The organism is Paenibacillus sp. CR_12 (assembly GCF_041953985.1).
Classification (GTDB): Bacteria; Bacillota; Bacilli; order Paenibacillales; family Paenibacillaceae; genus Paenibacillus_AQ; species Paenibacillus_AQ lautus_A.
This window is the reverse complement of record NZ_JAVFHO010000008.1, coordinates 75,474-98,732: the sequence shown is the minus strand read 5'-3', so window position 1 is coordinate 98,732 and position 23,259 is coordinate 75,474. Positions and strand designations below refer to the sequence as shown.

Sequence of the window (23,259 nt, the reverse complement as noted above, 5' to 3'; positions counted from 1 at the left end):
CCTGGAGGTAAGAGAAATGAAACTGAAACAGTGGAAACGTGCGGGGATATGGACTTGCATCCTGTTGATGGCCACGACGGCGCCGGGCGCCGCGATCGCAGCGCAGGCGGCCGGAAGCAGCGCCGAGCAGAATGTGAGCAGTGAGAAGATGAAAGTCCAGGTTCCATTCATGATCAAGGTCGTGGATGCCGAGACGGGCAGGGGCATTCCTCATGTCCAACTGAAGACGACGAACAGTGTGCTGTATTATACGGACAGTGCCGGAATTGTGGCATTCGACGAGCCGGGTCTGATGGATCAGACGGTCTTCTTCCATATGTCGAGCGACGGCTACGACATTCCTGCCGATATGTTTGGCAACCGGGGGCAGGCTGTAGAGGTTAAGCCCAACGGCAGTGTAACGCTCGAGATGAATCGGATCAACATTGCAGAGCGGCTGTACCGGCTGACAGGCCAAGGCATTTATCGCGACAGCTTACTCGTTGGGCAGAAGCCGCCCATTAAGGAGCCGCTGATCAACGGTCTGGTCATGGGACAGGATTCCGTTCAGACGATTGAGTACAACAATAAGCTGTACTGGTTTTGGGGCGATACCGACAGACCGGCCTATCCACTGGGGAACTTCCGCGTGACGGGTGCGACTTCCAAGCTTCCGAGTAAAGGGGGGCTGGACCCGGATGTCGGCGTGAATCTGGACTATTTTACGAATCAAGACGGTTTCGTCAAAAGTTTGGTGCCGCCACTGCCTGACGGTGCAGGCATAGCCTGGGTATTCGGTCTGATGACTGCCAAAGATAGCACCGGACAGGAGCGTCTGCTCGCCGGCTACAGCACGCACAATCCTGAACCCACCGCCTTCGGTATTCTCGTCTTTAACGACACCACGAAGGAGTTTGAGCAGGTCGTCCAGTTCCCTTCCAAAGACGATTGGCGCCATCCGGGCGGACAGGCGACCTACTACGAGGAGGGCGGGGAGGGATATTGGCTCTTTACCGAACACCGAATTCCCAATTTGCGCGTTGCTGCCAGCTATGACGCCATCATCGACTATACCGAGTACGAAGCGTTTACTTGCCTGACGCCGGGAACGACATACAACGGGGCTCAAACGTCGCTGGAACGCGACGCGGACGGCAAGCTCGTATGGGGCTGGAAAAAGGACACTCAGCCGCTCAACCAAGAACAAGAGAAAGAGCTGATCCAATTAGGCCTGATCAAAGCTGACGACCCGCGTTATTATCAATTGAAGGATATCGATACTGGTGAAGACGTTCAAATCGCCCAAAGCTCCATTGAATGGAATGAATATCGGCAGCGTTACGTGATGATCGCGCAGCAGGTACTAGGCAAGACATCGGTACTTGGGGAAGTCTGGTACGCGGAAGCGCCATCGCCTCAAGGTCCTTGGACCAATGCCAAGCATATCGTTACGCATAACGACTATACTTTTTATAACGTAGCCCAGCATAAACAATTCAACAAGGACGGCGGCCGAATCATCTACTTTGAAGGAACCTACACGAATACATTCACGAATCATGTCCCAACGCCGCGGTATAACTACAATCAAGTCATGTATAAACTGGACTTGGCGAATCCGAAGCTAGGACTGGAGCCGGTTCAAGAAGCGACCGGTAAATAGCGCCGGAGCTTTTTGGATAAACGAATAAGGACCTTTCCGTATGCGCCGTGGAGCTCTACCGGAGAGGTCCTTTTCGACTTGAGCTTGTTTCTGCGGAACAAGCATACTTAGCTGCCGCTTCTCCATGATAAGCTGGGAGAAGCGACATCTTTACCGGCGGAGTCTCCGTGGATTTCCCGATACTGTTTCGGAGTGAGATTTGTGAACTTCTTGAATGCGGAGAAAAAATGCCCTTTGGATATGAAGCCGCATTGATCTGCGATCTCCAGCACCGAGAGCTGGCTGGATATCAGTTTCTCCTTCACTCTCCCGATTCGTTCCTGAAGGATGTACTCGGACAATGACACGTTCATGATCTCTTTGAAAAGCTGCCGGATATAGCTCACGGAGAAGGAAAAATTGTCGGCTACCTGTTCGATCGACAATTGCGCATCCTGCAAGTGGTTGTCCACATACTCTTTGATCTCCAAGACGATCTCTTCCTTGCGGCTCGAGGATTTCGGAACTTCGGTCTCGGATGCGAGCATCGTGACGATGCTCTCCAGCCATGCTTGAAACTCGGACAGCGTGCTGTACCGCTCCAGCAATTGTTGGATGCTGCTGATTTCGTGCAGGACGCTGGACTTGTTGAAGTTCTTGAGCAGATCGTAGGTAAAGTAGGTCAGGTTAAGCTTACAGTCGCGATAAGGCATCTCATGGACATGCTTCATCTGCTGACGCAGCAGAACGAGCGCGGTCTCCGGGCGGCCGCGGCGAATCGCCTTAATGATCTCGGCTGTCGCCAGCGCCTCAGATGCAGTAGGATACCCTGCCATGAACTCTTCATAATCGCTCTCCAGAAAAATTTGCTTCTCTCCGTTAAGAAATCGCAGCTTCGTCAATTCGTAGATATGGTCATAGATATTTCGGATATTGGCGCCAAAGTCATAGGCATTGCTGACTGCGGCGGTTGTATCAACGTTTAGGATGCATGCTACCTGATTCTGGGTCTCCTCCAGAAGACGTTGTAGTTGAAGCTCACCGGATGCATGGCCCCCAATGACCAGAATGATATGGTCGCCGCCCATATCCAAGCCTTCGGCCGCATAAGAACCTGCTCCAATCACTTCTTCGCTAATATTGCGTATGGCGTACTTGATCAATTTCCGGGAGGGGAAATCGTAACGTTCGCAAAAGACGGTATAGGCTTCGATCCGAAGGACGGCCAAAAACAGAGATTCACAGGAGGCCAGTTTGGTCTTGGTCTGAATATATTCATAGCTCTTGGTACCCGGCGTCCCGTGGAGCATCCACTGGGCGAGAAGCTCCGTTCGAACGAGCTCGGATTGGTTTCTCATGGATTCATGAAGCTGTTCCACATTGTTCAGCAGCATATCGATGCCGTCGTGGATCCATTGGATATCCGGCTTGGCATCAGACGTGGAGTTTGCGAACGCAACCTTTCCCTTCAGCTTTTCCGACAAGAAGGTGATGGAGTGCAAGGAACGGCGAGAACTCCAGAAGAACAACAAGGAGAGGAGTGCCAGTAGCAGCAATGTATACGTTATCAATTTTTGTTGGAATAAGGAGATATGGCGTGTCAAAATATGATACTCGTTCGAATAGTATACCGACCAATTTTCAGTAGTCAGCTTGGCTGTATTGACGAACCATCTCTGATGGGGGAGCCGAACTTGGAAATCGCTAACCTGCTGCTCTCGGCTCGCTTGATAAAGCAGTCCGCTCAGCGCGGGATTGGACGCGCCCAATAGAAGTTGCCCTTGCTCGTCGAGTATCCGAATGTCTTGCTCCGAAGAGACTGTTTGGCCGAACAGAAGCTTCGACAGCAGCGGTTTATCAACGAGCAGCACGAGATAGTAGTCGGACGGCTTCTCGGGGGTTGCAGGCAGAATAAGAGCCAGGGAGTCCGAGCCATCCAGCGAATGATTAAAGAAGCGCAAATATTGGGGGTGGAATGACTCCACGCGCTCCAGCATGCGTTGGTCGGCGAAGGATTCATTGCGGACGATTCCGGCTTTGGAATCGACGACAAGATCGTGCTTCAAATTAATCAGATAGGATCGCTGGATGAGCGGTTCGGTGGACATGAAATTGGATTGGGCGACGAGCGCAGCATGGTTGATGAGCGGATCGTTGCTTGTATTGAAGAACCAGTTCTGAATATTCTGATCGGCGTACATGCTGAGCCCGTTGGCTTTCAAATTGCCGAGAATCATTTCGGCCTTCGAAGCCAGGTTGTTGACTTCGTTCTGCGAATTGCTGCGAACCTCCAGCATGGTATATTTTGCGAATTCCGCAGACAGTAAATAGACGAAAGGAATAATGGAACAGATCAGAACGGTGGTCAGTAAAAGAAAGGTTCGAAAATAGGTCTTCTGTAAAATGGGTTTGATCTTCATATAATGCCAGCACCCCTTGCTGATGGATTGACGGTTTAAGGGCATAACGTAACGGTTCCATAGAAGAAACGAACCGGGACCTCCTTACTCAATCATATCCTGACCCTTGTGTGAAGTCCTCATTTTGACAAAGTAGAAATTAAGATGATACCGGACGTCCGATTGCCGCACAATCCTTAGGTTGAGTACCCTTTGTGACACAATGAGGACTATTCCGAATGCCTCCTTCCGTACATAATAAACACTGTCAGGATATGGCCACATCGGACAGACCAGCTCGAATGGAGGGATACTATAATTTGAGAATGTTCAGGGATCTTGTAAAGAACCGGGGCTTGTATACGATGGCGATACCGGGAATCATCTTTCTCGTTGTCTTCTCCTATATTCCTCTGTCCGGACATCTGCTAGCGTTCAAGGACTTTCAGATCAGCAAAGGCATATGGGGCAGTGATTGGGTGGGGCTGGACAACTTCCGCTTCTTTTTCTCCAATCGGGATTGGATTCAAGTTACGGTCAATACGGTTTATTTAAATGCGCTGTTCATTATTTTCGAAATGGTCTTTGCGCTTCTCATTGCGCTGTTCTTGAACGAGATTCGCTTGAAATGGTTTAAACGTACGATCCAATCCGTCGTCTTCCTTCCTTATTTCATTTCCTGGGTCGTCGTTGGGTATATGACATTCATTCTATTCAACAATACGGACGGTCTGATTAACCGTGTGCTGAGCATGAGCGGACTTCAAGCCGTCGATTGGTACCAGACCCCGTGGGTGTGGCCGATTATTCTAACCATAACGCGAATCTGGAAGAGTGCCGGTTACTACTCGATTATTCTGCTCGCTGCCATAACCGGTTTCTCCTCCGACTATTATGAGAGCGCCCGCCTGGACGGAGCCACGAGGCTGCAGCAGATGAAATACATTACGCTGCCTTTGCTGAAGCCGCAAATCATCATTCTCGTCCTCTTGGGAGTCGGACGGATTTTCTACGGGGATTTCGGCATGATCTACGGAATTATCGGGGACAACGGGATTCTATTTCCGACGACCGATGTCATCGATACATATTCCTATCGGGCGTTAAGGCAGCTTGGTAATTTCAGCATGTCATCGGCTATCGTGTTCTATCAGTCCATTATGGGGCTTATCGCCGTCGTTTCGTTTAATGCGCTGGTTCGGAGAATCGATAAAGACTCCAGATTATTTTAAGAGGTTGCTCAAAAGGTCATCTTTCCAAGACGAAGCGAATCATGAAAGTGGACTCGACATCGAATCTTGAACTGATTTTTTGAACTCACCGCATTAATTTAGCGAAATTCAAAGGGAGGTGAATTCCGAATGAATCGTCCGGTTGCTCTGATCCCGCCCCCACGAGTCCGACGGACAAACGGATTCTCCGATAAAATGGCGGTGTTCTTGTTCGGGCTGTTTTTGATTCTATTTGCGCTGGTTTGTTTGTTTCCTTTTTGGCTGATGGTCATCAATTCGTTCTCCAGCACCCGAAGCTTGGCGGTGAACGGATACTCCGTATGGCCGGATGAATTTACGCTGGAGTCGTATCGTTTCCTCCTCCAGGGCAAGCAAATGTTTACCAGCTATGGCGTCACCATTGCGGTAACAGCCATCGGAACCGTAATCGGCCTCGTTGTCACCGCGTTGTTTGCATACGTGCTGGCCCATCCGAAGAACCGGTACGGCGGCTTCCTCTCGTTCATGACCTACGTGCCGATGGTCTTCGGCTCGGGGCTCGTCGGCTTCTATCTTCTGGTCGTTCAATGGCTGCATCTGAAAGATACGTTGTGGGCGCTTGTGCTCCCTTACGTCATGAATCCGTTCTTTGCGTTTATCTTAGTCTCGTTCTATCGCTCGTTGCCTTATGAGCTGAACGAATCGGCTAACATGGACGGCGCCGGAGAGTGGACGATCTTCTTCAAAATTATCCGGCCGATCTCAACGCCGGTTATTGCGACGATCAGCTTGTTCTACGCGCTGCAATATTGGAACGATTGGTGGCTGTCGCTTCTGTTTATCGACAACAGCGATATGTACCCGCTGCAGCTGCTTCTTCGGCAGCTCATGTCGCAGATGCAGCTCACGTCGCTCAATCACGGGAATGTGCTGACGCTGCCGCCGGCGGAAGGGGTCAAGTTGGCAACGGTATGCCTGACGATCGGCCCGATTATACTCGTCTATCCGATGGTTCAGAAATATTTCGTCAAAGGTCTGACCCTCGGCTCGGTGAAAGGTTAAGATTGGGGCTCTACGCAAATGGCTGAGCGCGTTATAGATTGGCCCAGCCGCGTATACATAAGTTGATTAGTTGAAGGGAGTCATTTACATGGCCAAATCAAAACGCAAATTCTTGGTGACGGCGCTGCTCGGACTAGCCATCGCTTTGTCCGGATGCTCCGGATCCGGCGGGGATGCCTCCGCGCCGGGCGATGCAGGGGAAACTGGCGATCCGTCCCTTGAACCGGTCACTTTGGAGGTTGTCATTCCGGGGGCAAAGGGAGCTAACTATGACGAGGTGCTGACCGAAGTCAACAAGCGATTAAAAGCCGAAATCAATACGCAGGTTAAATTTACATTTGTCGACTTTGCCGATCTAAATCAGAAGACCAACGTCATGCTGGCTTCGGGAGAGAGCGTGGATTTGATGTTTGATGCCCCGTGGCTGCATTTGGACACGATGGCTTCCCAGGGCTATTACGAAGAATTAAGTGAACTGCTGGAGCAATACGGCCCTAATGTGAAAAAGACGAGGCCGCAACAAATGTGGGACGCGAACAAAATTAACGGTAACATCTACGGTGTTCCCTTGGGAAGCGCCTATACCCAACAGAGATCGATTTTCATACGAAAGGACCTGAGGGAGCAGTTAAACTTGCCGCCCGTAAAGACGTATGAAGATCTAAAAGCTTATCTCTACGCCGTTCGTGACAGTAACTCCGGCATCACGCCGCTCCTCGCGGGCGCTGACGACGTCACCTACAGCTGGGTCAACTGGCTGATACGGGACGATACCGGCGTCAACATTCGTCCAACGAATTTTGCTGGCGCCAGCTTGATGCTGTATTACAAGGGCAACGATGGCAAGGTCTATAACTTCTTTGAAACCCAGGAACCAAAGATTTGGTCCGGCATCCAGGATGTCCGCCAGCTGTTCGTTGACAAAGTCATGTCGCAGGACGTTTTGACGAATAAAAGCAGCCCGGGAGACATGCAGCTCCAGAACAAAGTTGCGGCCACGCCCCAAATGGCCTTTGGCATTCCCAAAACGTACAACGACCAGTTGAAGCAGGTCGTGCCCGATGGAGAGCTGGAAGCCGTCCGTCTATTCGATCTGACGCCTGGAAAGAACCTATCCAATTACAAAATGGATAATTTCATCTGTATTGTGAAGACGAGCAAACATAAAGACCGTGCGATGATGTTCCTCGATTGGGCCAACCGGCAGGAGAATTATGATTTGTTGGAGCACGGCATCGAAGGCGTGAACTGGAAAGCGGTCGGCGAGCATCAATACGACACGCTGAACAACGATGGCGGCATTGTCTCGTTCCAGCTCATGTTGAATCCAACGTTAGAGCGGGAGTGGGCCGGTATCGACGAAGAGACCCGAGAGTATAGTCAATTCATTACGCAAGCCGACAACTTCACGAAGGATATCATGACCGGCTTCACTTTCGATCCGACGCCGGTGAAGAACGAAGTGGCCCAGTTCGCGACCATTCAGGCCAAATATTATAGCGGATTGTTTAACGGCGCGCTTGATCCGGACGAATACTTCGCCAGATTCAAAACGGAAGGCGAAGCGGTGCTGAAGCAAATCCAGACTGAACTACAGAATCAGGTAGACGCCTTCTTGGCAAAATAAAAGGGTTCCCTGTCCATTGAGAACGGCGATACGAAAAAAAGGACCGCTTCCTATACGGAGCGGTCCTTTTCGTTATGTTCTAGCAGTTGGGAGGGGACAGGGAACAAACCTGACGGATCGTCGCAGCCAAGTGTTCGGCCATTTGCCGATGCTTCTTGACGGAGGGGTGTCCGCAGCCTCCCATGCCGTCTTCCGGCCGTTTAATGAGCGGGAATTCGACGAAATGAATATTGTTGTCGCCTTCTTCGTTAAGGCTTTTGACGAGAGCCTTCAAATGGGGGGCGGGGCCGAGGGTCATCGGACCGATTGCGCAGAACAATGGGACGGACGGATATCTATTGCGAATAAAACCCGTCATTTTGCGATATTGTTCAAGGTAATCCGCAGGCTCGATGGGCGCGGACCAATCATTGGTCCCGAGATTTACGACAACGAACTCAGGATGAAACGGGTCCATGGCTTCTTGATCGAGATCAGGACAGATGGTTTTCATGAAATAATCCGACATGCGGCCTTCCTTGCCACCGCCGAAATTCTGATAGCATCCCGTACCGGACGCGCCCACAATCAATGTTTCGGCATTCAGAAGTTGACCGGTCAGCGAGCTGTAAGCAAGCGCGATATTTTCGCGAGAAGCATCGCAGTCGCAGGGAATCTGCGCTTCGTTGCCGAAGCCGCAGGTGATCGAATCGCCGATGACGAGCAGACGATGGGGAAGAGGGGCTGGCGGGCTCAGAAAAGCTCCGTTCTCCGTCGTCAAATCGGTAAATTTAATGCTGCCGAATGCCGCTTCCGTACGCTTCTGCAGCGTTAAGGTATGGGGCGCGTCTTCAAGGTCATCCGCAAGCTGGTACAGCCGGTTATCCGGATCGATTCTCATCACCCTTACCGGAAGATCGTCGATATAGACGTTAAGCCAGCTATTCCCCTCTCCGTTGACATCCTCGATCTCGGCCGTTATTTCCCGTCCATGAAAGCGCACGGTTATCGCACTGCCGGGAAGAAAACAAGAGATGCCATCCGGCTCTTGATGAAAGAGCCCGTGTCTCAGACTGGAAGTCGAAAAGTCGAATTTCATAACGCATTCCTTCCTTTCATTGATCTATTTGAGCTGACAACGTTAGGCATAAGGGTTCTCGCAAGTAGACTCCCGGATCACCAAAGAAACACCCGACAATATTTTCGTGTTGCGTCCATGAGTTTTGCCTAGAATAACCTGGTGAAGTAAATTCGCAGCGTTTCTGCCGATTTCCTCGAAATCTTGCCGGACGGTAGACAGTCCGATCGATAAGTTGCTGGAATGGTCCCAATCGTCGAATCCCATAATGGAAACATCCTGCGGAATTCTAACGCCGCGGTCGGTCAGCTTCTCGATCATTTCGATGGCAAGCTTGTCATTGCAGCAAAACAAAGCGGTAACATTCCGCTTCAAAATACTGTCGGCTAGTGCGTCATAGTCCACGCGGGTCAGCAAGTTATCGTCGGTTATCGGTAACCCTGCCTGACGCATGGCGCTGCAGTAGCCGGCGAACCGCTCCTGCTCGGAGTGGAGAAAAAAGTGGTAGCTAGCAAACTTTATTTTGGTGTGCTTCAGACGGATCAGCTCCCGGGTAGCCAGGATCGCCCCGTCGTAATTGTTGCATCCGGAAAAATAGCTGGGATGATCCACATTGTACCGGTCTACCAACAGATAGGGGATGTTGTTTTGTTCGATGAATAGGTAGTTATCCTTGCTCTGGATCGGATCGAACGGATAAATCAAGAAGCCGTCGACTTTCCGGTCCAGCATTTTCTGAATGGATGATTGTTCAATGGCCAAATTTTCATTGCTCCATTCCACGATTAAGGAGTAATTGAACTCGGCTGCCACTTGCTGCGCGCCCTTGATGATTTTCATATACGATACATCGTAATTGTCCTCTGCCGATAAGATAAACGCGATCAAGTGACTCGAATGGTCCGCGGCTTGAGCTCCGTTTACAAAAGAGCCTTTTCTTTTGATTCGGGTGATTGCGCCTTCGTTGGCCAGCTCCGTCATCGCTTTTCGAATCGTTATTCCGCTTACATGAAATTGTTTCATCAGGTCTTCTTCATTCGGCAGTTTATCGCCGGGTCGAAGCTTGCCGACTTGAATCTGATGCAGCAGCGCTTGTTTAACCGTCATGTACTTCGGCTCGTTCACAATCATTCTCCTCTTTTTACAAACTGATGATAAGTTTGGCATGTTAAATGATTATGTAAAAGTATACTTTATTAACTATATTAAAATCAAGCCTGCAATCTATGATTATGTTATATATATATATATTCATAGTAGAGAATTGCCTTATAATTGACTGAATTCATATGAATTGATAATATAAATATAGATTTATTGATAAGATAAAGTATACTTTATTATTCGCTAGTTCAATTTTGACAGTCAATGCAAAAGCTGAAGGGAGGAATTATGTTGGAGTTTAGCTTTGCCGAATTTGCCAGGCTGATGGGGAGATTTGATCTGACCGAGAGAGAGAAGCCGAAATGCGCCTGGGTCAACAGCGCGGTTTTTCTTGCCTTCCGAGGTACGGCCGTCTCGATGACGGCTGAGGATTCCGACGGCCAGGATTACGTTGAAATCGTAGTGGACGGTGTCGCCCGTAATTGGATCAACTTGAAGAAGGGGGTTCATCAATACATAATCGAACAGGGACTGCCGGAGGGTGAACACACTTTAGAGATCCACAAGCGAACGGGGATCCTGACCGGAAGTATAGCATTTCATCAGTTTTCACTGCCTGACGGCGGAAGTTTCCTTGCCCCGCCCGCGGCTAAACCACTCCGGCTTGAGTACTTCGGGGATTCCATCACGGATGGAGCAGGGATCGGCCATCCGCATGTGCTCGCTGAAGCTCCGCATCTTGACGACGGATACATGTCCTATGTCGGAATCAGCGCCAGAATGTTGAATGCGGAATATCATACGATGGCCATTTGCGGGATCGGCGTTTGGCAGGATGCGGTAGGGAACAAGCAAGGATTGCCGGAACATTTTTCGGGGTCGCTCGGCAAAGGGACGGCATCATGGAACTTTTCCAGCTATATTCCTGATGGAATCGTCATTAATTTGGGGCAGAACGATTATTCTACGCCAATTGATGATGAGGCGTATATTGCCGCTTATATTGAATTCATCCAGGTTATCCTGGAAAAGTATAACGATCCCTATGTCTTTTGCTGTGTTGGAACTATGAATAACAACTATCTTGCCAGCGTGAATAAGGTCGTGTCCTATTTCAGTCAAAGCGGAAACGGGAAGGTATTCGTGGTTGATCTGGGGTTGATACATCCGGAGGTGGAAGGATGGGGCGGCCGATATCATCCCGGCTATCAGACGCATTACCGAATGGGCTTGGAGCTTGCCTCTTTTATATCCGCCAAGACTGGTTGGGAATTGCTTAAGCGTCCGTCGATCGCCACGGAATGCGTGTTTTGAAATCGTCCTGCAGCGAATCGGATGCCAACCAAAAACATCGCAAAACGAATTGGTAGAAAAAGTCGGCCTGAATTGGCCGACTTTTTTGGTATGCCGTAGAGGGGGCTATGCACATGGTTTGTTCATGTTCCGTTCATATTGATGTCACTGGCAGTTCATCTTCCTTGATTAAACTTGGTTAAGCATCACTCGATAGCTTTCCCATTCAATGGAAAAGACTGGAGATGATGCGGCCGGTTCGAGGCTCGAGATTTCATTTGCTGGCTAAGAATAAGGGCTGAAGACAAGGGATTGGACGAACAAAAAGCCGCGGAATGCGCGGCCATTTTTAGCGTAGGCTAGAATGCAAATTAGACGCACAATTGCCGCACCTTTGAACCAATCCCCATAACCCTTGTATATAGAATAGTATATAGTTATTACACAATATGGGATGGAAATGAAAGAAAGAGGGAACCTATGCCTACTATACTGGTTGCTGACGACGACGCGAACATTCGCGAACTCGTCTGTTTATTTCTACGCAATGACGGATTCACCACAGTCGAGGCGGCTGACGGCAAGGAAGCGCTCAGCGTCTATGGCTCGACGCCCGTCGATCTTGTCGTGCTTGATATTATGATGCCGATGATGGATGGCTGGACGTTATGCAAGGAGCTTCGAAGAGCCAATCCGGATTTGCCGCTGCTTATGCTGACGGCGAGAGGCGAAACCTGGGAAAAAGTAAAGGGTTTCGAGCTTGGGACGGACGATTATTTAACGAAACCATTCGATCCGTTGGAGTTGACGGTCCGCGTTAAGGCATTGCTGAAACGATATCGGATCGGCTCCACGCAGACGATCCAGTTCGGCAACGTCATTCTCGACAGGCAGACCTATAAGGTGAGCAGCGGGCCGGAGACGTTCACGCTGCCGCTCAAAGAGTTCGAATTGCTGTACAAGCTGGCTGGAACACCCGGACAAGTCTATACACGCGAGCAGCTGATCGATCAGATTTGGGGAATCGACTACGCAGGAGATGATCGAACGGTGGATGTGCATATTAAACGTCTTCGCGAAAGGTTCGCAACGACGCCGGATTTCCGGATCGAAACGGTGCGCGGGCTGGGGTACCGGCTTGAGGTCTATGAATGATCAGATCCTTATATATTCGAGTAGTCCTGACGTTTCTAGTGTCCGTCATCGGGGGCACGATCCTTTCGTTTTTTATGTCTACTTGGATGTTCAAGGAACAATTGAACGAGAACGCGCAAATCAACTTACGCAACTTCGGTCAAGACGTCGTCCGGATATACAAGACACTGCCGTTACGCGAAGCCGACTTGTACGTTAGTGAAATGAAGCAGCTCGATTCCTATTATATCCGCATCTACGAAGCGGCGGGCCAGTTCCAGGCTTACGGCAAGCTTAACGGACACAAGCCTGCTGAAGTAACGATGGATAAACTACAGCAAGTAATCGGAGGAGGCGTTGTTCAAGACACGCAGAAAGGCATTGCTACGGTGCTTTTAGGGCTGCCGTTGAAAACGGAAACGGGAACGAAAGCGATGTTCCTGGAAATGCTCACCCCTCCTTCTGCCTCTTTTGTCGTCAAATGGGGATCGATCTTTGCTACCAGTTCGTTGATTACAGGGAGTTTATTGATCCTGATTGCCTCCATCTACTTGGTAAGGCCGATCAAAAAGCTGACAAAAGCGACCCGACGCATTGCAGCCGGAGATTTCAGCGTCAAGCTGAATATTAAGCAAACAAGCGAGCTGGGTACGCTGGCTCGCAGCTTTGAAGACATGATGCACGAGCTCCAGCAGTTGGAGCAGCTGCGCAGGGAATTCGTAACGAACGTGTCGCACGAGGTGCAATCGCCGCTCACCTCGATTTCTGGGTATGCTCAAGCGCTGAAGCAGGTAAATCTCTCGGATGACGAGCGAAGACGTTATCTGGATATTATCATCGCTGAGGCGAAGCGGATGTCCAAAATGAGCGACAGCCTGCTCAAGCTGAGTTTGCTTGAATCCCAGTCACAGCAGCTGGGGCTCAGCACGCTCAGCCTGGATGAACAGATCAGACGGGTCATCGTGGCGCTCCAGCCGCAATGGGCTGCCCGCAGCATTCAGTTTGAGCTTGATTTGCAGCCCGTTAGAGTTACGGCCGATCATGATCAATTAAACCAGGTATGGACGAACATCATTGGCAACAGCATCAAATTCTCAAAGGATGGCGGCGTGATTAACGTCAGCATCAAACAAGACATGAATAACGTGACCGTCCGAATATCCGATACGGGCATCGGTATTTCCCTTGAGGATCAGAAGCGCATATTCGAACGTTTCTTTAAATCCGACCGTTCCCGCAGTCGTAAATATGAGGGCAGCGGCATGGGACTCGCCATTGTTAAGCAGATCGTATCGCTTCATCAAGGCGATATCCGAGTGGAAAGCGAACCTGGCCAAGGAGCGACCTTCATCGTCACCCTGCCAATCATGACGCCGGCGAATTAGTTAGATTCTACGGGGATCGATCCGCAAACACCGATGATGACCGGTTCGTGAAAACTGACCGTGCCGAATGAAAGGATGCGATTTTGCCAAGACACGATGAACAGGGCAGTCGCAAAGTTGAACCATATCTTATACAGGCCATGGGGCCTGTTTTTTTTGCCCATTTCACTAGAGTACATTTTTGCACAATTCGGGCTCCATGAATTGAACTGTCCTTGAACAATTGCCTATAGGTATAATCAAATTGCAAAAAGCACGAAACTAACGGCAAAGGAGTTGATGCCGTATTCTGGATGAACGCAGTACCAAGATGTTGACGCTGCTCCATGAGGCAGCCGATTATGTATCGCTGGAAGAACTGATGCAGAAGCTCGGCATCTCCAGACGAACCGTTTACTATGATATGGACAAAATAAACGACTGGTTGAAAGCGGTTCAACTTCCATCGGTCCAATATGTCAGGACAGCAGGCTACTATTTGCCTGAAGAAAGCCGGGCGGGGCTTCCGCAGTTGAATGAAAAGCCCCATGCACAGCAGTATTATTTGTCTCCGCGCGAAAGACTGGCCTGGATGTCGCTCTACCTGCTGTCGGCGGAGAGTCCGCTCTTCGTTCACCATCTGACCGAACTTCTGCAGGTTAGCCGCGGCACCGTGCTCAAGGATTTGAACATGGTCCGCTCGGAGATGAAGTCCGTAAAACTCAAGGTAACCTACGACCGTAAGCGGGGGTACGGCGTACACGGGGAGGAGCGGGACAAGCGGAAGACGCTGAGCCATTACTTCGGGCAGATTTTCGGTCATGCGGGCTGGGAACAGGCATTCAACCTGAACCCGGAATCGGGAATTCCCGATCTTGCCCCACTCCTGTTTCCGCCTATGGAAGAGGGAGGTTTGGAGCAAGTCTATCGCCTGATCTCGGATAGCGAGATCACGCTGGGCGTAGATTTGACGGATGAGATGCTGTTTCATCTGACCGCCCGCTTCCTGTTGTATGTAAGACGGATTCAAACCGCGCAATGGGTCTCGATCGACGATGATGAACGAAGCGTTCTGCGGAGGACGCCAGAGTGTGAAGCTGCCGCGCGTATTGCGGAAGGTCTCGGGCAAATGTTCGGCGTTTCCGTTCCGGATGATGAAGTCTGCTACTTCGCGATGCATCTGCTGGGGGCGAGAGTCAATCGGATGGAACAGATGACGGGTTCCGAAGAAGTGCTGAAGCAGCTTCGGAACGTGACGACGGAGATGACCGACCATTTTCAACGGTATGCCTGCGTATTTCTGCCGAACCGGGAAGCCATGGAGGAGAATCTGCTGGTCCACTTGAAACCGGCTTATTACCGGATCTTGTATGGTCTCAGCCTGGAAAATCCGCTGCTCGAAAATATCCGTTCCAAGTACGGGGAAGTATTCGAGCTTACCCGCCGTTCCGCCGCACCGTTCGAGCAGTTGGTTGGACGTAAACTTGACGATCACGAGATCGGATACCTCGCCATGCACTTCGGCGGTTGGCTGCGCAGAGAGAATACGAAGCCGGCCGTAAGGCGGCAGGCCGCCATCGTCTGCGTGAACGGCATTTCCGCATCGCGGATGCTGAAATCGCAGCTGGAGAACCTGTTCTCGGCAGTGGACATCACAGCCGTATTGTCGCTCCGCGATTATGAGTCGTTTCGCGAAGAAGATGTCGATTTTATATTCTCGACGGTACCGCTCCCGGACAGCAAAGTGCCCGTTCTCCTGGTGAATCCGATTCTGAGCGATAAGGATAAGGAGCATTTGCTGAACCAAATCAACATGGTTTCCGGACGCAAATCAAGAACCCAGGCCAACACGGTACAAGCGCTGCTGGACATCGTCCATAAATACGCGGCGGTAAGGGATGAAGCCGGACTTGCGGAGGAGCTTAACCGCTACATGTCCTTAGGGAAAACTTGGCTCAGCGAGGCTCGGAAGCCATCTCTGACGGATCTGCTCACCGGGCAAATGATTCGGATGAACAGAGAAGCGGCAGATTGGCGGAGCGCCATACGCGAAGCCTCCGAACCGCTGCTGAAGGATGGACGCATCGAAGAGGCTTACATTGATGCGATGATCTCCAAAGTGGAAGCGCTCGGCCCTTACATTGTCGTAGCACCTGGCATCGCCATCGCGCACGGCAAGCCGCAGGATGGAGTCCGGCGGCTTGGGATCAGTCTGCTCCGGCTGGAGCAGCCCGTCGCCTTCTCGGAGGAAGCGCGCCACCAGGTGCAGATCATTCTGGTCTTGGCGGCGATTGACGGCGAATCCCACCTGAAAGCACTGTCGGAGCTGACGCTCCTGCTGAGAGATAAGGAAAACCTGATCCGACTGAAAGAGGCCAGGACGAAAGAACAGATACTTCAACAATTACAAACCGGTCCTTAGCACCGAACAGAATACCGGATTTGGGAGAGATGAGAATGAAATTTTTGGAACCGTCACTAATTGCCTTGGATGTTGAGGCCGAGACGGCGGAAGAAGCGATCCGTTTGGCAGGGGCGCTGCTGGCGAATGCCGGAGCGGCGGAAGAACGTTATGCCGATGCCATGGTGGAATCGTATCGTGACAAAGGGCCGTACTTTGTTCTTGCGCCGCACATCGCCCTACCGCATGCCCGTGCGGAGGACGGGGTGAGGGAAGCCTCCGTCTCGCTGCTTCGATTGAAGACACCCGTCGTTTTTGGCCATGCCGCCAATGACCCGGTCCAGCTTGTATTCGCGCTCGGCGGCTCCTCAAGCTCGGAGCACATCGCCATGCTGCGCAAGCTGACGACATTGCTCAGCAATCCGGACAACGTGGAGCTATTCAAGCAGGCATCTGATGTAGAGTCAATCCAACAACTAATTAGGGGGAACGAACAATGAAAATTTTATGCGTATGCGGTTTAGGACAAGGAACCAGCTTGATTCTGAGAATGAATGTGGAGAATGTGCTGAACGGCATGGGAGTAAACGCCGACGTGGAGCACACGGACGTTTCGACGGCATCGGGAACCGCAGCCGATTATATCATTACAAGCAACGAGCTGGCACAAAGCCTGCAAGGGCATGAAGCCAAGGTCGTTATCGTCAACAACTATTTTGACAACGACGAGATCAAACAGAAGCTGGAAGAAGTGCTGTAAACCATTAGAAAGGAAGAGGGCTTATGGACGTACTTTTTTGGATCGCTACCAACATTTTTGGAACGCCGGCCATTCTGCTCGGGTTTATCGTTCTGATCGGCCTGCTGCTGCAGAAGAAATCAACGAGTCAGCTCGTAAGCGGCACCTTTAAAGCGATCATCGGCTTCCTCATCATCGGCGCAGGCTCCGACGTTATCGTAAAAGCCTTGAACGTATTCGAGCCGATGTGGAAAGAAGTCTTCGGATTGGAAAGCGGATCCCTCGGTACCTTTATGGGGCAGGAGGCATTCAATTCCAAATTCGGCAGCGCCGTTACGCTTGCCATGCTCATCGGCTTTCTTATCAACGTTCTGCTGGCACGCTTTACCCGGTTTAAATTTATTTATCTGACCGGGCACATGATGTTCTGGACGTCGACCGTTTTTGCGGGCGTCATCGTCCATGCGTCCAGCGGAATTCCGATCTGGAAGCTGGTACTGATGATCGCCGTGGTTCTTGGGGTGTACTGGACGTTCCAGCCGGCGCTGGTTCAGCCGTTCCTGCGTAAAATCACGGGCAACGATAACATTGCGCTTGGACACACGTCGGCTTCGGTTGCGCTATTGGCTGCCTTGTTCGGCAAATTGCTCGGCAACAAAAACAACGATTCCGAGAAAATCAAAGTACCGAAAGGCTTCGAATTTCTTCGCGATTCCAACGTCATCACGGCGCTCAGCATGGGCGTGTTATTCCTGATCGGGGCCATTATTCTCTCGACGAAGGGCACGCCGGCTGCGGCAGAACTGATGAAACAATCGGGTGACCAGAACTTTATCATCTATTCCATTATCCAATCGTTCACGTTCGCAGGCGGAATCGCCATCGTTCTTATGGGGGTCCGGATGTTTGTCGGCGAGCTGGTGCCGGCCTTCAACGGGATTGCTACCAAACTCGTGCCAGGCGCCAAACCGGCTCTGGATGCGCCAGTCGTATACCCTTACGCGCCGAATGCGGTGGTGCTTGGCTTCCTGGGAGCTTTCGGTGGCGCGATTATCTGGCTGCTCGTACTGGGCAACACCGTTTCTTACATCTTTGTGCCGACGATGATCGTTCTATTCTTCCACGGCGCTACGGCAGGGGTGTTCGGGAACTCGACAGGCGGTGTCCGCGGCGCCGTGATCGGCGGCTTCATCACGTCAACCGTAGTCGCTTGGGGTCAGTTCCTGATGGTCCGCTTCTTTATCGCCTCGACGGTGCCGGATACGGCCATGTGGGCAGCCGATTCCGACATGTTCATCATCGGACCGATTCTGCACTTCCTGGCGAAACTGTTCTTTTAGAGGTTAAACAAAAAAGTCGGCTTTGGATCACGAGATAGATCAGAAAGCGGTCTAAGGCGTTGAGAGAAGCCGGCTTTTTGAACATGCACTTTTATGAAACGGTCAGGTTCTTATTCTATAGAGAGTGGAGGAGAAACGATATGGGCTTTATCCGTACCTTGCATGGAGATATCAGCAAAGAGGAATTGGGCTTTACGTATTCCCATGAACATATCGTATGCCGTCCGGCCTACTGGCAGGAACGGGGAGTGGACGATTTGCTGCTGGATGATAAAGAGAAGTCCAAGCGCGACGTTCTGGATTTCAAACAACACGGCGGATGCTCCATCGTGGATGCTACAGCCGTCGATTATGGACGGGATGTTCAAGCGGTGCAGGAAATCGCGCTTGAAACCGGCATTCGCATTGTAGGAACGGCGGGCTTCAATAAAAGCTTCCTGTGGGATGCCAAAATCAAAGAGGAGCTGAAGCCGCTGATCGGCGATTATGAGAGTTATGCGCAGTGGATCGAGGCCAAAAGCATCAACGAGCTGGCGGATTTCGTCATCCGGGAGGTGGAAGAAGGGCTGGAAGGCACGCCATTCAAAGCAGGCCAGGTTAAGTTCGGGACAGGCTATAACCGCATCTCGCCGCTGGAGGAGAAGACGCTGCGCGCTGTAGCCCGCGCTCATCACGAGACAAAAGCCCCCATCCACTCCCATACGGAAGTCGGCACCATGGCGCTGGAGCAAATCGAACTCCTAAAAAGCGAAGGCGTGGATCTATCCTACTTGAGTTTAGGGCATATGGACCGGAACCCCGACCCGTATTACCATGAGCAAATCGCCGCAACCGGAGCCTACATGAGCTTTGACGGTATCGGCAAAATCAAGTATGCGCCGGAAAGCACCCGCATCTCGCTGATTCTGGAGCTTGTCCGTAAAGGCTACGAGGATCAGATTCTCATCAGCGGAGATACCGCCCGTAAAACCTACTACAAGCATTACGATTACGGTCTCGGGCTGGAGTACATTATTTCCAAATGGGTGCCGCGCTTTGTAGACGAGGCGAATCGCAGCGGCTTTGACGGCCGGAAGCTGGTGGAGAAATTTTTCGTAAGCAATCCGGCCGACTGCTTCTCATTCAAAAAGTAAGGGGTGCTTAGCGTCATGAAATTCGAACTCGAGAATTCGGTTGAGGTGGAGGAGAAAATCCGCAAACTCGGCGCGGCCATACTTCCAATCGGGGCCGTTGAAGCGCATGGTCCCCATCTGCCGCTGGGCACGGATAACCTGCTTGCGTCCAGGCTCGCGGACAAACTGGCGGAACGGACGGACAGCTTCGTTCTGCCGACCCTTCCTTATGGTCAAGTGTGGAGCCTGCGCAATTTTCCGGGAAGCATCAACGTGTCGAACGAAGCGCTCATCCGGCTGCTTGCCGATATCGGCGAGAGTATATATCATCAGGGATTCCGCCTATTCATCATGGTCAACGGCCATCTCGGCAATGCGGTTGCGCTGAAGGAAGCGGCGAGAATTTTATACGAACGGGTACCCGAATTGAAAGTGTTCTACTTCTTTTATCCAGGCACGAAGGAAATCACGGCGGAAGTACGCGAGGCTTCGGCCGCTCACGGCAGTTACATGCATGCCGATGAAATCGAGACCTCCTACATGCTGTATCTTGCAGGCGAATACGTGGACATGAGCAAGGCGATCGACGGCGCTCCGCACATCCCGATTGAAGCGGACTTCACGCCTACACCCTGGGAGGAAATGACGGCTACCGCGGTGCTTGGGGATGCAACGTTGGCAACGAGGGAAAAGGGAGAGCGGATTATTGAGCGAAGCTTGGAAGTCATGGCCGACATGGTACTCCGGGCGAAAAAAGCGATATGAACCCGTTCACTCGCGGAAGAAAAACAGAAATCTATACAAATACAGGAACCACGAGGTGAAAGCGATGATGATGGACACCTATTTTGATGTGATTGGCGGGTTGTTTGACAAAGTACGAGCGGAGCAGGCCAAGTCGATCCGTGAAGCGGCGGAAAAGGTGGCGGCCTGTATTCAGCAGGGCGGCATTATTCATCTGTTCGGCTGCGGGCATTCGCATATATTGACCGAGGAAGTCTTCTACCGGGCAGGCGGACTCGTACCGATCCGTCCGATTCTCATAGAGAAGCTGATGCTGCATGAAGGCGCGGTACGTTCGTCCGAGCTGGAAAGACAAAACGATCTTGCCGTCGAATTCATGAGCAAGCAGGACATCCGCAAGGGAGAGGTCGTATTCGTCCTGTCCACCTCGGGCCGCAATCCGGTTCCCGTGGATGTCGCTTTGATGGCGAAGGAGAAGGGGGCCTTCACCGTAGGCATTACCTCACTGGAATATTCCAAAAGCATGCCGTCCCGGCACAGCAGCGGCAAGCATCTGGCGGATGCCGTGGATCTGGTGATCGACAATTTCTCGGTCAAGGGCGATGCGGTATTGAGCCATCCCGGCCTTCAGGTCCCCTTTACCCCGAGCTCGACAGTGATCGGAGCCTTGATTTTGAACGCCCTGTTCGCCGAATCCATTGAGATTATGATTGAACAAGGCTTTAACCCCCCTGTATTTCTTAGCGGAAATATCGACGGCTCCGATGAGCACAACCAAGCGCTGGTCGAGGCGTATAAAGGCCGGATAGCTTTACTTGCCTGACAAGGGTCGAAAGAATAAACGGCAGGAAACAACAGAGAAACCGCAACTTTACAGTAAGTAACAGCCCCGGGCTGGCGGTTACAGGATGAGGAGGAAAGACATGTTCGCACAAACGGTAACCATACAGAATGAGCAGGGCTTTCATGTACGTCCGGCTCAGCTATTCTCGGAAAAAGCAGGACAATTTGGAGCAGAGGTTCGTCTGAAGACAAACGAAGGACGCTCGGCGGATGGCAAAAGCATGCTGGAGCTGATGACGCTCGGCGTTGAACAAGGAGCCGTCGTGACTATCGAAGCCAACGGAGACGGTGAGCAAGAAGTCGTCGAAGCCCTGATACAGCTCGTCGAAAGCAAGTTTGGTGAAGCCTGATGAATAGGCTGGATATTCAAGGAATCGGCGTATCGGAGGGTATCCGGATTGCAAAGGCCTATATCTACGAATCTTCGGCGGGGGCCAGCGGCCAAAGCAGCCCCGAAGGGAATTATATTCCCGATACCTCGGCTGCGGTCCAAGACGAGCTTCATAAGCTTCGCGAAGCCAAAGCGGGCTGCGCCGAGCAAATGGAGAAGCTGATTGAGAAAGCGAAGGAAGCGGTAGGCGAAGAGCAAGCCGGCATTCTTGCGGGACACCGAAAGCTGCTGGACGATCCGGCTTTCTACCCGAAGATGGAGGCGCGGATCCGGGAGAAATTGGAGACGGCCCCAAGGGCCGTTGCCGAGGTTGTCAACCAAGTCGCTTCCATGTTTGAAGGCATGAGCAATGATTATATGAAAGAGCGCGCGACCGACATCCGCGATATCGGCGGCCGTCTTCTCGCCTGTCTGTCGCCTGGGCAATCGCAGGGACTTGCCGGAATCACCGAGCCGGTGATTCTCGTTGCCGACGATTTGACGCCTTCGGATACGGTGCAGCTGGACCCTGCCTTGGTGGTCGGCTTTATCACCCGTACCGGAGGAGCAACCTCGCATACTGCGATTCTCGCGCGGTCGCTCGGCATTGCCGCTGTCGTCGGCGCGGGAGACGGGATCGACGGCATCGAGGACGGCGATCTGCTCGTCCTCGACGGATCAGCCGGGCTGTGCCTCGCCCGGCCGGAAGCGGCGGAGGCGGAGCAGCATCGGCTCCGCATGCAGCAGGACCTCGAGCGCAGGCAATCGCTCGAGGAATACATTGACCGTCCGGCGGTGACCGCCGACGGTACGCGCGTGGAGCTCGCGGCGAACATCGGCAGCGCCGCGGAAGCCGAGGCCGCCGTCCGGCAGGGCGCGGACGGCGTGGGTCTGTTCCGCACGGAGTTCCTGTTCATGAACGCCACGGCCATGCCGGGCGAGGAGGAGCAGTTCCGTGCGTACCAGGAAGCGGCCCGGCAGATGGAGGGCCGCCCCGTGATCATCCGCACGATGGACATCGGCGGAGATAAGGAGCTTCCGTACCTGCAGCTGCCAAAGGAAACGAATCCCTTCCTGGGTTACCGTGCAATACGGGTAGGGCTTGTCCGCCAGGAGCTGCTGCGCACGCAGCTGCGGGCCGTGCTGCGGGCCAGCGCCTTCGGTACCGTGAAGGTCATGTTCCCGATGATCTCCGGTTTGCAAGAATGGAGGCAGGCGAGATCCATCCTGGCGGAAGTGCAGGGTGAATTGAGGGAGGAGGGCGTACCGTTCGACGAGAAGATGGAAGTCGGCATTATGGTCGAGATTCCCTCCACGGCCGTGTTGGCAGGACTTTTCGCGGACGAAGTCGATTTCTTCAGCATCGGTACGAATGATCTCGTTCAGTACACGGTTGCCGCGGATCGCATGAACGAACACGTAGCGCACCTGTACGATTATTTCCATCCCGCCGTGCTTCAGCTCATCCGAACGGTGATCGATGCTTCCCATAAGGCCGGTAAATGGACCGGCATGTGCGGCAGCATGGCGGGCGACCCGTTGGCCGCGCCGCTCTTGCTCGGTCTGGGACTTGACGAATGGAGCATGGAGGCTGGCAGACTCAGCCCGATCAAGGAAAGGCTCGAAGGATTGGAGCGAGCGGAATGCCGCGATCTGGCGGAGCGCATTCTTCGCCTGGACACGCCCCAAGCCGTTCGTCAGGAGCTGGAGGCATTTTGCAGCGCTAAGATTCCCTGCTGATTCGTCTTCGAGAATTTCATAGCGAAGCGATTTCGTTCGCGGCTCCGCAAGAAGAAAACCCTTGATGAATCATCAAGGGTTTTTAGTCTTATTTATTT

The 23,259-nt window shown here is 52.1% G+C and carries 19 protein-coding genes; 16 read left to right on the top strand and 3 right to left on the bottom strand.

Annotated elements, in window-relative coordinates:
- Positions 1-16 precede the first annotated feature (16 nt).
- Entirely contained in the window at positions 17-1,642 is a 1,626-nt protein-coding gene (locus RB297_RS24205) for a hypothetical protein (protein ID WP_375121670.1), read from the top strand.
- 107 nt (positions 1,643-1,749) lie between these two features.
- Here RB297_RS24205 and RB297_RS24200 read toward each other — a convergent pair whose 3' ends face one another.
- Complete coding sequence (locus tag RB297_RS24200; RefSeq protein ID WP_375121669.1) at positions 1,750-4,041, bottom strand: AraC family transcriptional regulator; 2,292 nt, start codon at positions 4,039-4,041, stop codon at positions 1,750-1,752.
- A 299-nt stretch (positions 4,042-4,340) separates the two neighbouring features.
- On the opposite strand from RB297_RS24200, the gene RB297_RS24195 reads away from it, so the two are divergent.
- The 3 genes from RB297_RS24195 to RB297_RS24185 all read left to right on the top strand — a co-directional run bounded on the left by RB297_RS24195 (position 4,341) and on the right by RB297_RS24185 (position 7,920).
- Positions 4,341-5,252, top strand: coding sequence for an ABC transporter permease (locus RB297_RS24195; RefSeq protein ID WP_375121668.1), 912 nt, complete (start codon positions 4,341-4,343; stop codon positions 5,250-5,252).
- Positions 5,253-5,381: 129 nt separating this feature from the next.
- Positions 5,382-6,293 carry a carbohydrate ABC transporter permease gene (locus RB297_RS24190; protein WP_213579513.1) on the top strand — a complete coding sequence of 304 codons (912 nt, stop codon included), beginning with the start codon at positions 5,382-5,384 and terminating at the stop codon, positions 6,291-6,293.
- 88 nt (positions 6,294-6,381) lie between these two features.
- Positions 6,382-7,920, top strand: coding sequence for an extracellular solute-binding protein (locus tag RB297_RS24185; protein WP_375121667.1), 1,539 nt, complete (start codon positions 6,382-6,384; stop codon positions 7,918-7,920).
- A 79-nt stretch (positions 7,921-7,999) separates the two neighbouring features.
- Here RB297_RS24185 and RB297_RS24180 read toward each other — a convergent pair whose 3' ends face one another.
- Both RB297_RS24180 and RB297_RS24175 read right to left on the bottom strand, forming a co-directional pair.
- Complete coding sequence (locus RB297_RS24180) at positions 8,000-8,998, bottom strand: SGNH/GDSL hydrolase family protein (RefSeq protein WP_375121666.1); 999 nt, start codon at positions 8,996-8,998, stop codon at positions 8,000-8,002.
- A gap of 42 nt (positions 8,999-9,040) precedes the next feature.
- A complete protein-coding gene (locus RB297_RS24175; protein ID WP_375121665.1) occupies positions 9,041-10,108 on the bottom strand; it encodes a GntR family transcriptional regulator in 1,068 nt (355 codons plus the stop codon).
- 261 nt (positions 10,109-10,369) lie between these two features.
- Here RB297_RS24175 and RB297_RS24170 point away from each other — a divergent pair, with 261 nt between their 5' ends.
- From RB297_RS24170 to ptsP, 12 genes are all read left to right on the top strand, one after another.
- Positions 10,370-11,395, top strand: coding sequence for an SGNH/GDSL hydrolase family protein (locus tag RB297_RS24170; RefSeq protein ID WP_096776228.1), 1,026 nt, complete (start codon positions 10,370-10,372; stop codon positions 11,393-11,395).
- Between the two features lie 459 nt (positions 11,396-11,854).
- Positions 11,855-12,529 carry a response regulator transcription factor gene (locus tag RB297_RS24165; RefSeq protein ID WP_375121664.1) on the top strand — a complete coding sequence of 225 codons (675 nt, stop codon included), beginning with the start codon at positions 11,855-11,857 and terminating at the stop codon, positions 12,527-12,529.
- Entirely contained in the window at positions 12,526-13,893 is a 1,368-nt protein-coding gene (locus tag RB297_RS24160) for a sensor histidine kinase (protein WP_096776226.1), read from the top strand. Before RB297_RS24165 ends, RB297_RS24160 begins: the two co-directional genes overlap by 4 nt.
- A gap of 310 nt (positions 13,894-14,203) precedes the next feature.
- A complete protein-coding gene (locus RB297_RS24155; RefSeq protein ID WP_375121663.1) occupies positions 14,204-16,294 on the top strand; it encodes a BglG family transcription antiterminator in 2,091 nt (696 codons plus the stop codon).
- Positions 16,295-16,329: 35 nt separating this feature from the next.
- Positions 16,330-16,773, top strand: coding sequence for a PTS sugar transporter subunit IIA (locus RB297_RS24150; protein WP_036659685.1), 444 nt, complete (start codon positions 16,330-16,332; stop codon positions 16,771-16,773).
- Positions 16,770-17,033: a PTS sugar transporter subunit IIB gene (locus RB297_RS24145; RefSeq protein WP_009593269.1), complete on the top strand. Its 264-nt coding sequence runs from the start codon at positions 16,770-16,772 to the stop codon at positions 17,031-17,033. The genes RB297_RS24150 and RB297_RS24145 overlap by 4 nt, the downstream gene beginning before the upstream one ends.
- 23 nt (positions 17,034-17,056) lie before the next feature.
- Positions 17,057-18,352 (top strand): PTS ascorbate transporter subunit IIC, encoded by a 1,296-nt coding sequence (locus RB297_RS24140; RefSeq protein ID WP_015736907.1) that lies wholly within the window; start codon positions 17,057-17,059, stop codon positions 18,350-18,352.
- Positions 18,353-18,492: 140 nt separating this feature from the next.
- Positions 18,493-19,485 carry a phosphotriesterase family protein gene (locus RB297_RS24135; protein ID WP_375121662.1) on the top strand — a complete coding sequence of 331 codons (993 nt, stop codon included), beginning with the start codon at positions 18,493-18,495 and terminating at the stop codon, positions 19,483-19,485.
- A 15-nt stretch (positions 19,486-19,500) separates the two neighbouring features.
- Complete coding sequence (locus RB297_RS24130; RefSeq protein WP_375121661.1) at positions 19,501-20,229, top strand: creatininase family protein; 729 nt, start codon at positions 19,501-19,503, stop codon at positions 20,227-20,229.
- Positions 20,230-20,296: 67 nt separating this feature from the next.
- Complete coding sequence (locus tag RB297_RS24125) at positions 20,297-21,031, top strand: SIS domain-containing protein (RefSeq protein WP_096776685.1); 735 nt, start codon at positions 20,297-20,299, stop codon at positions 21,029-21,031.
- 100 nt (positions 21,032-21,131) lie between these two features.
- A complete protein-coding gene (locus RB297_RS24120; RefSeq protein ID WP_036659680.1) occupies positions 21,132-21,401 on the top strand; it encodes an HPr family phosphocarrier protein in 270 nt (89 codons plus the stop codon).
- A complete protein-coding gene (gene ptsP / locus RB297_RS24115; protein ID WP_375121660.1) occupies positions 21,401-23,161 on the top strand; it encodes a phosphoenolpyruvate--protein phosphotransferase in 1,761 nt (586 codons plus the stop codon). The genes RB297_RS24120 and ptsP overlap by 1 nt, the downstream gene beginning before the upstream one ends.
- The last annotated feature ends 98 nt before the right edge of the window (positions 23,162-23,259 follow it).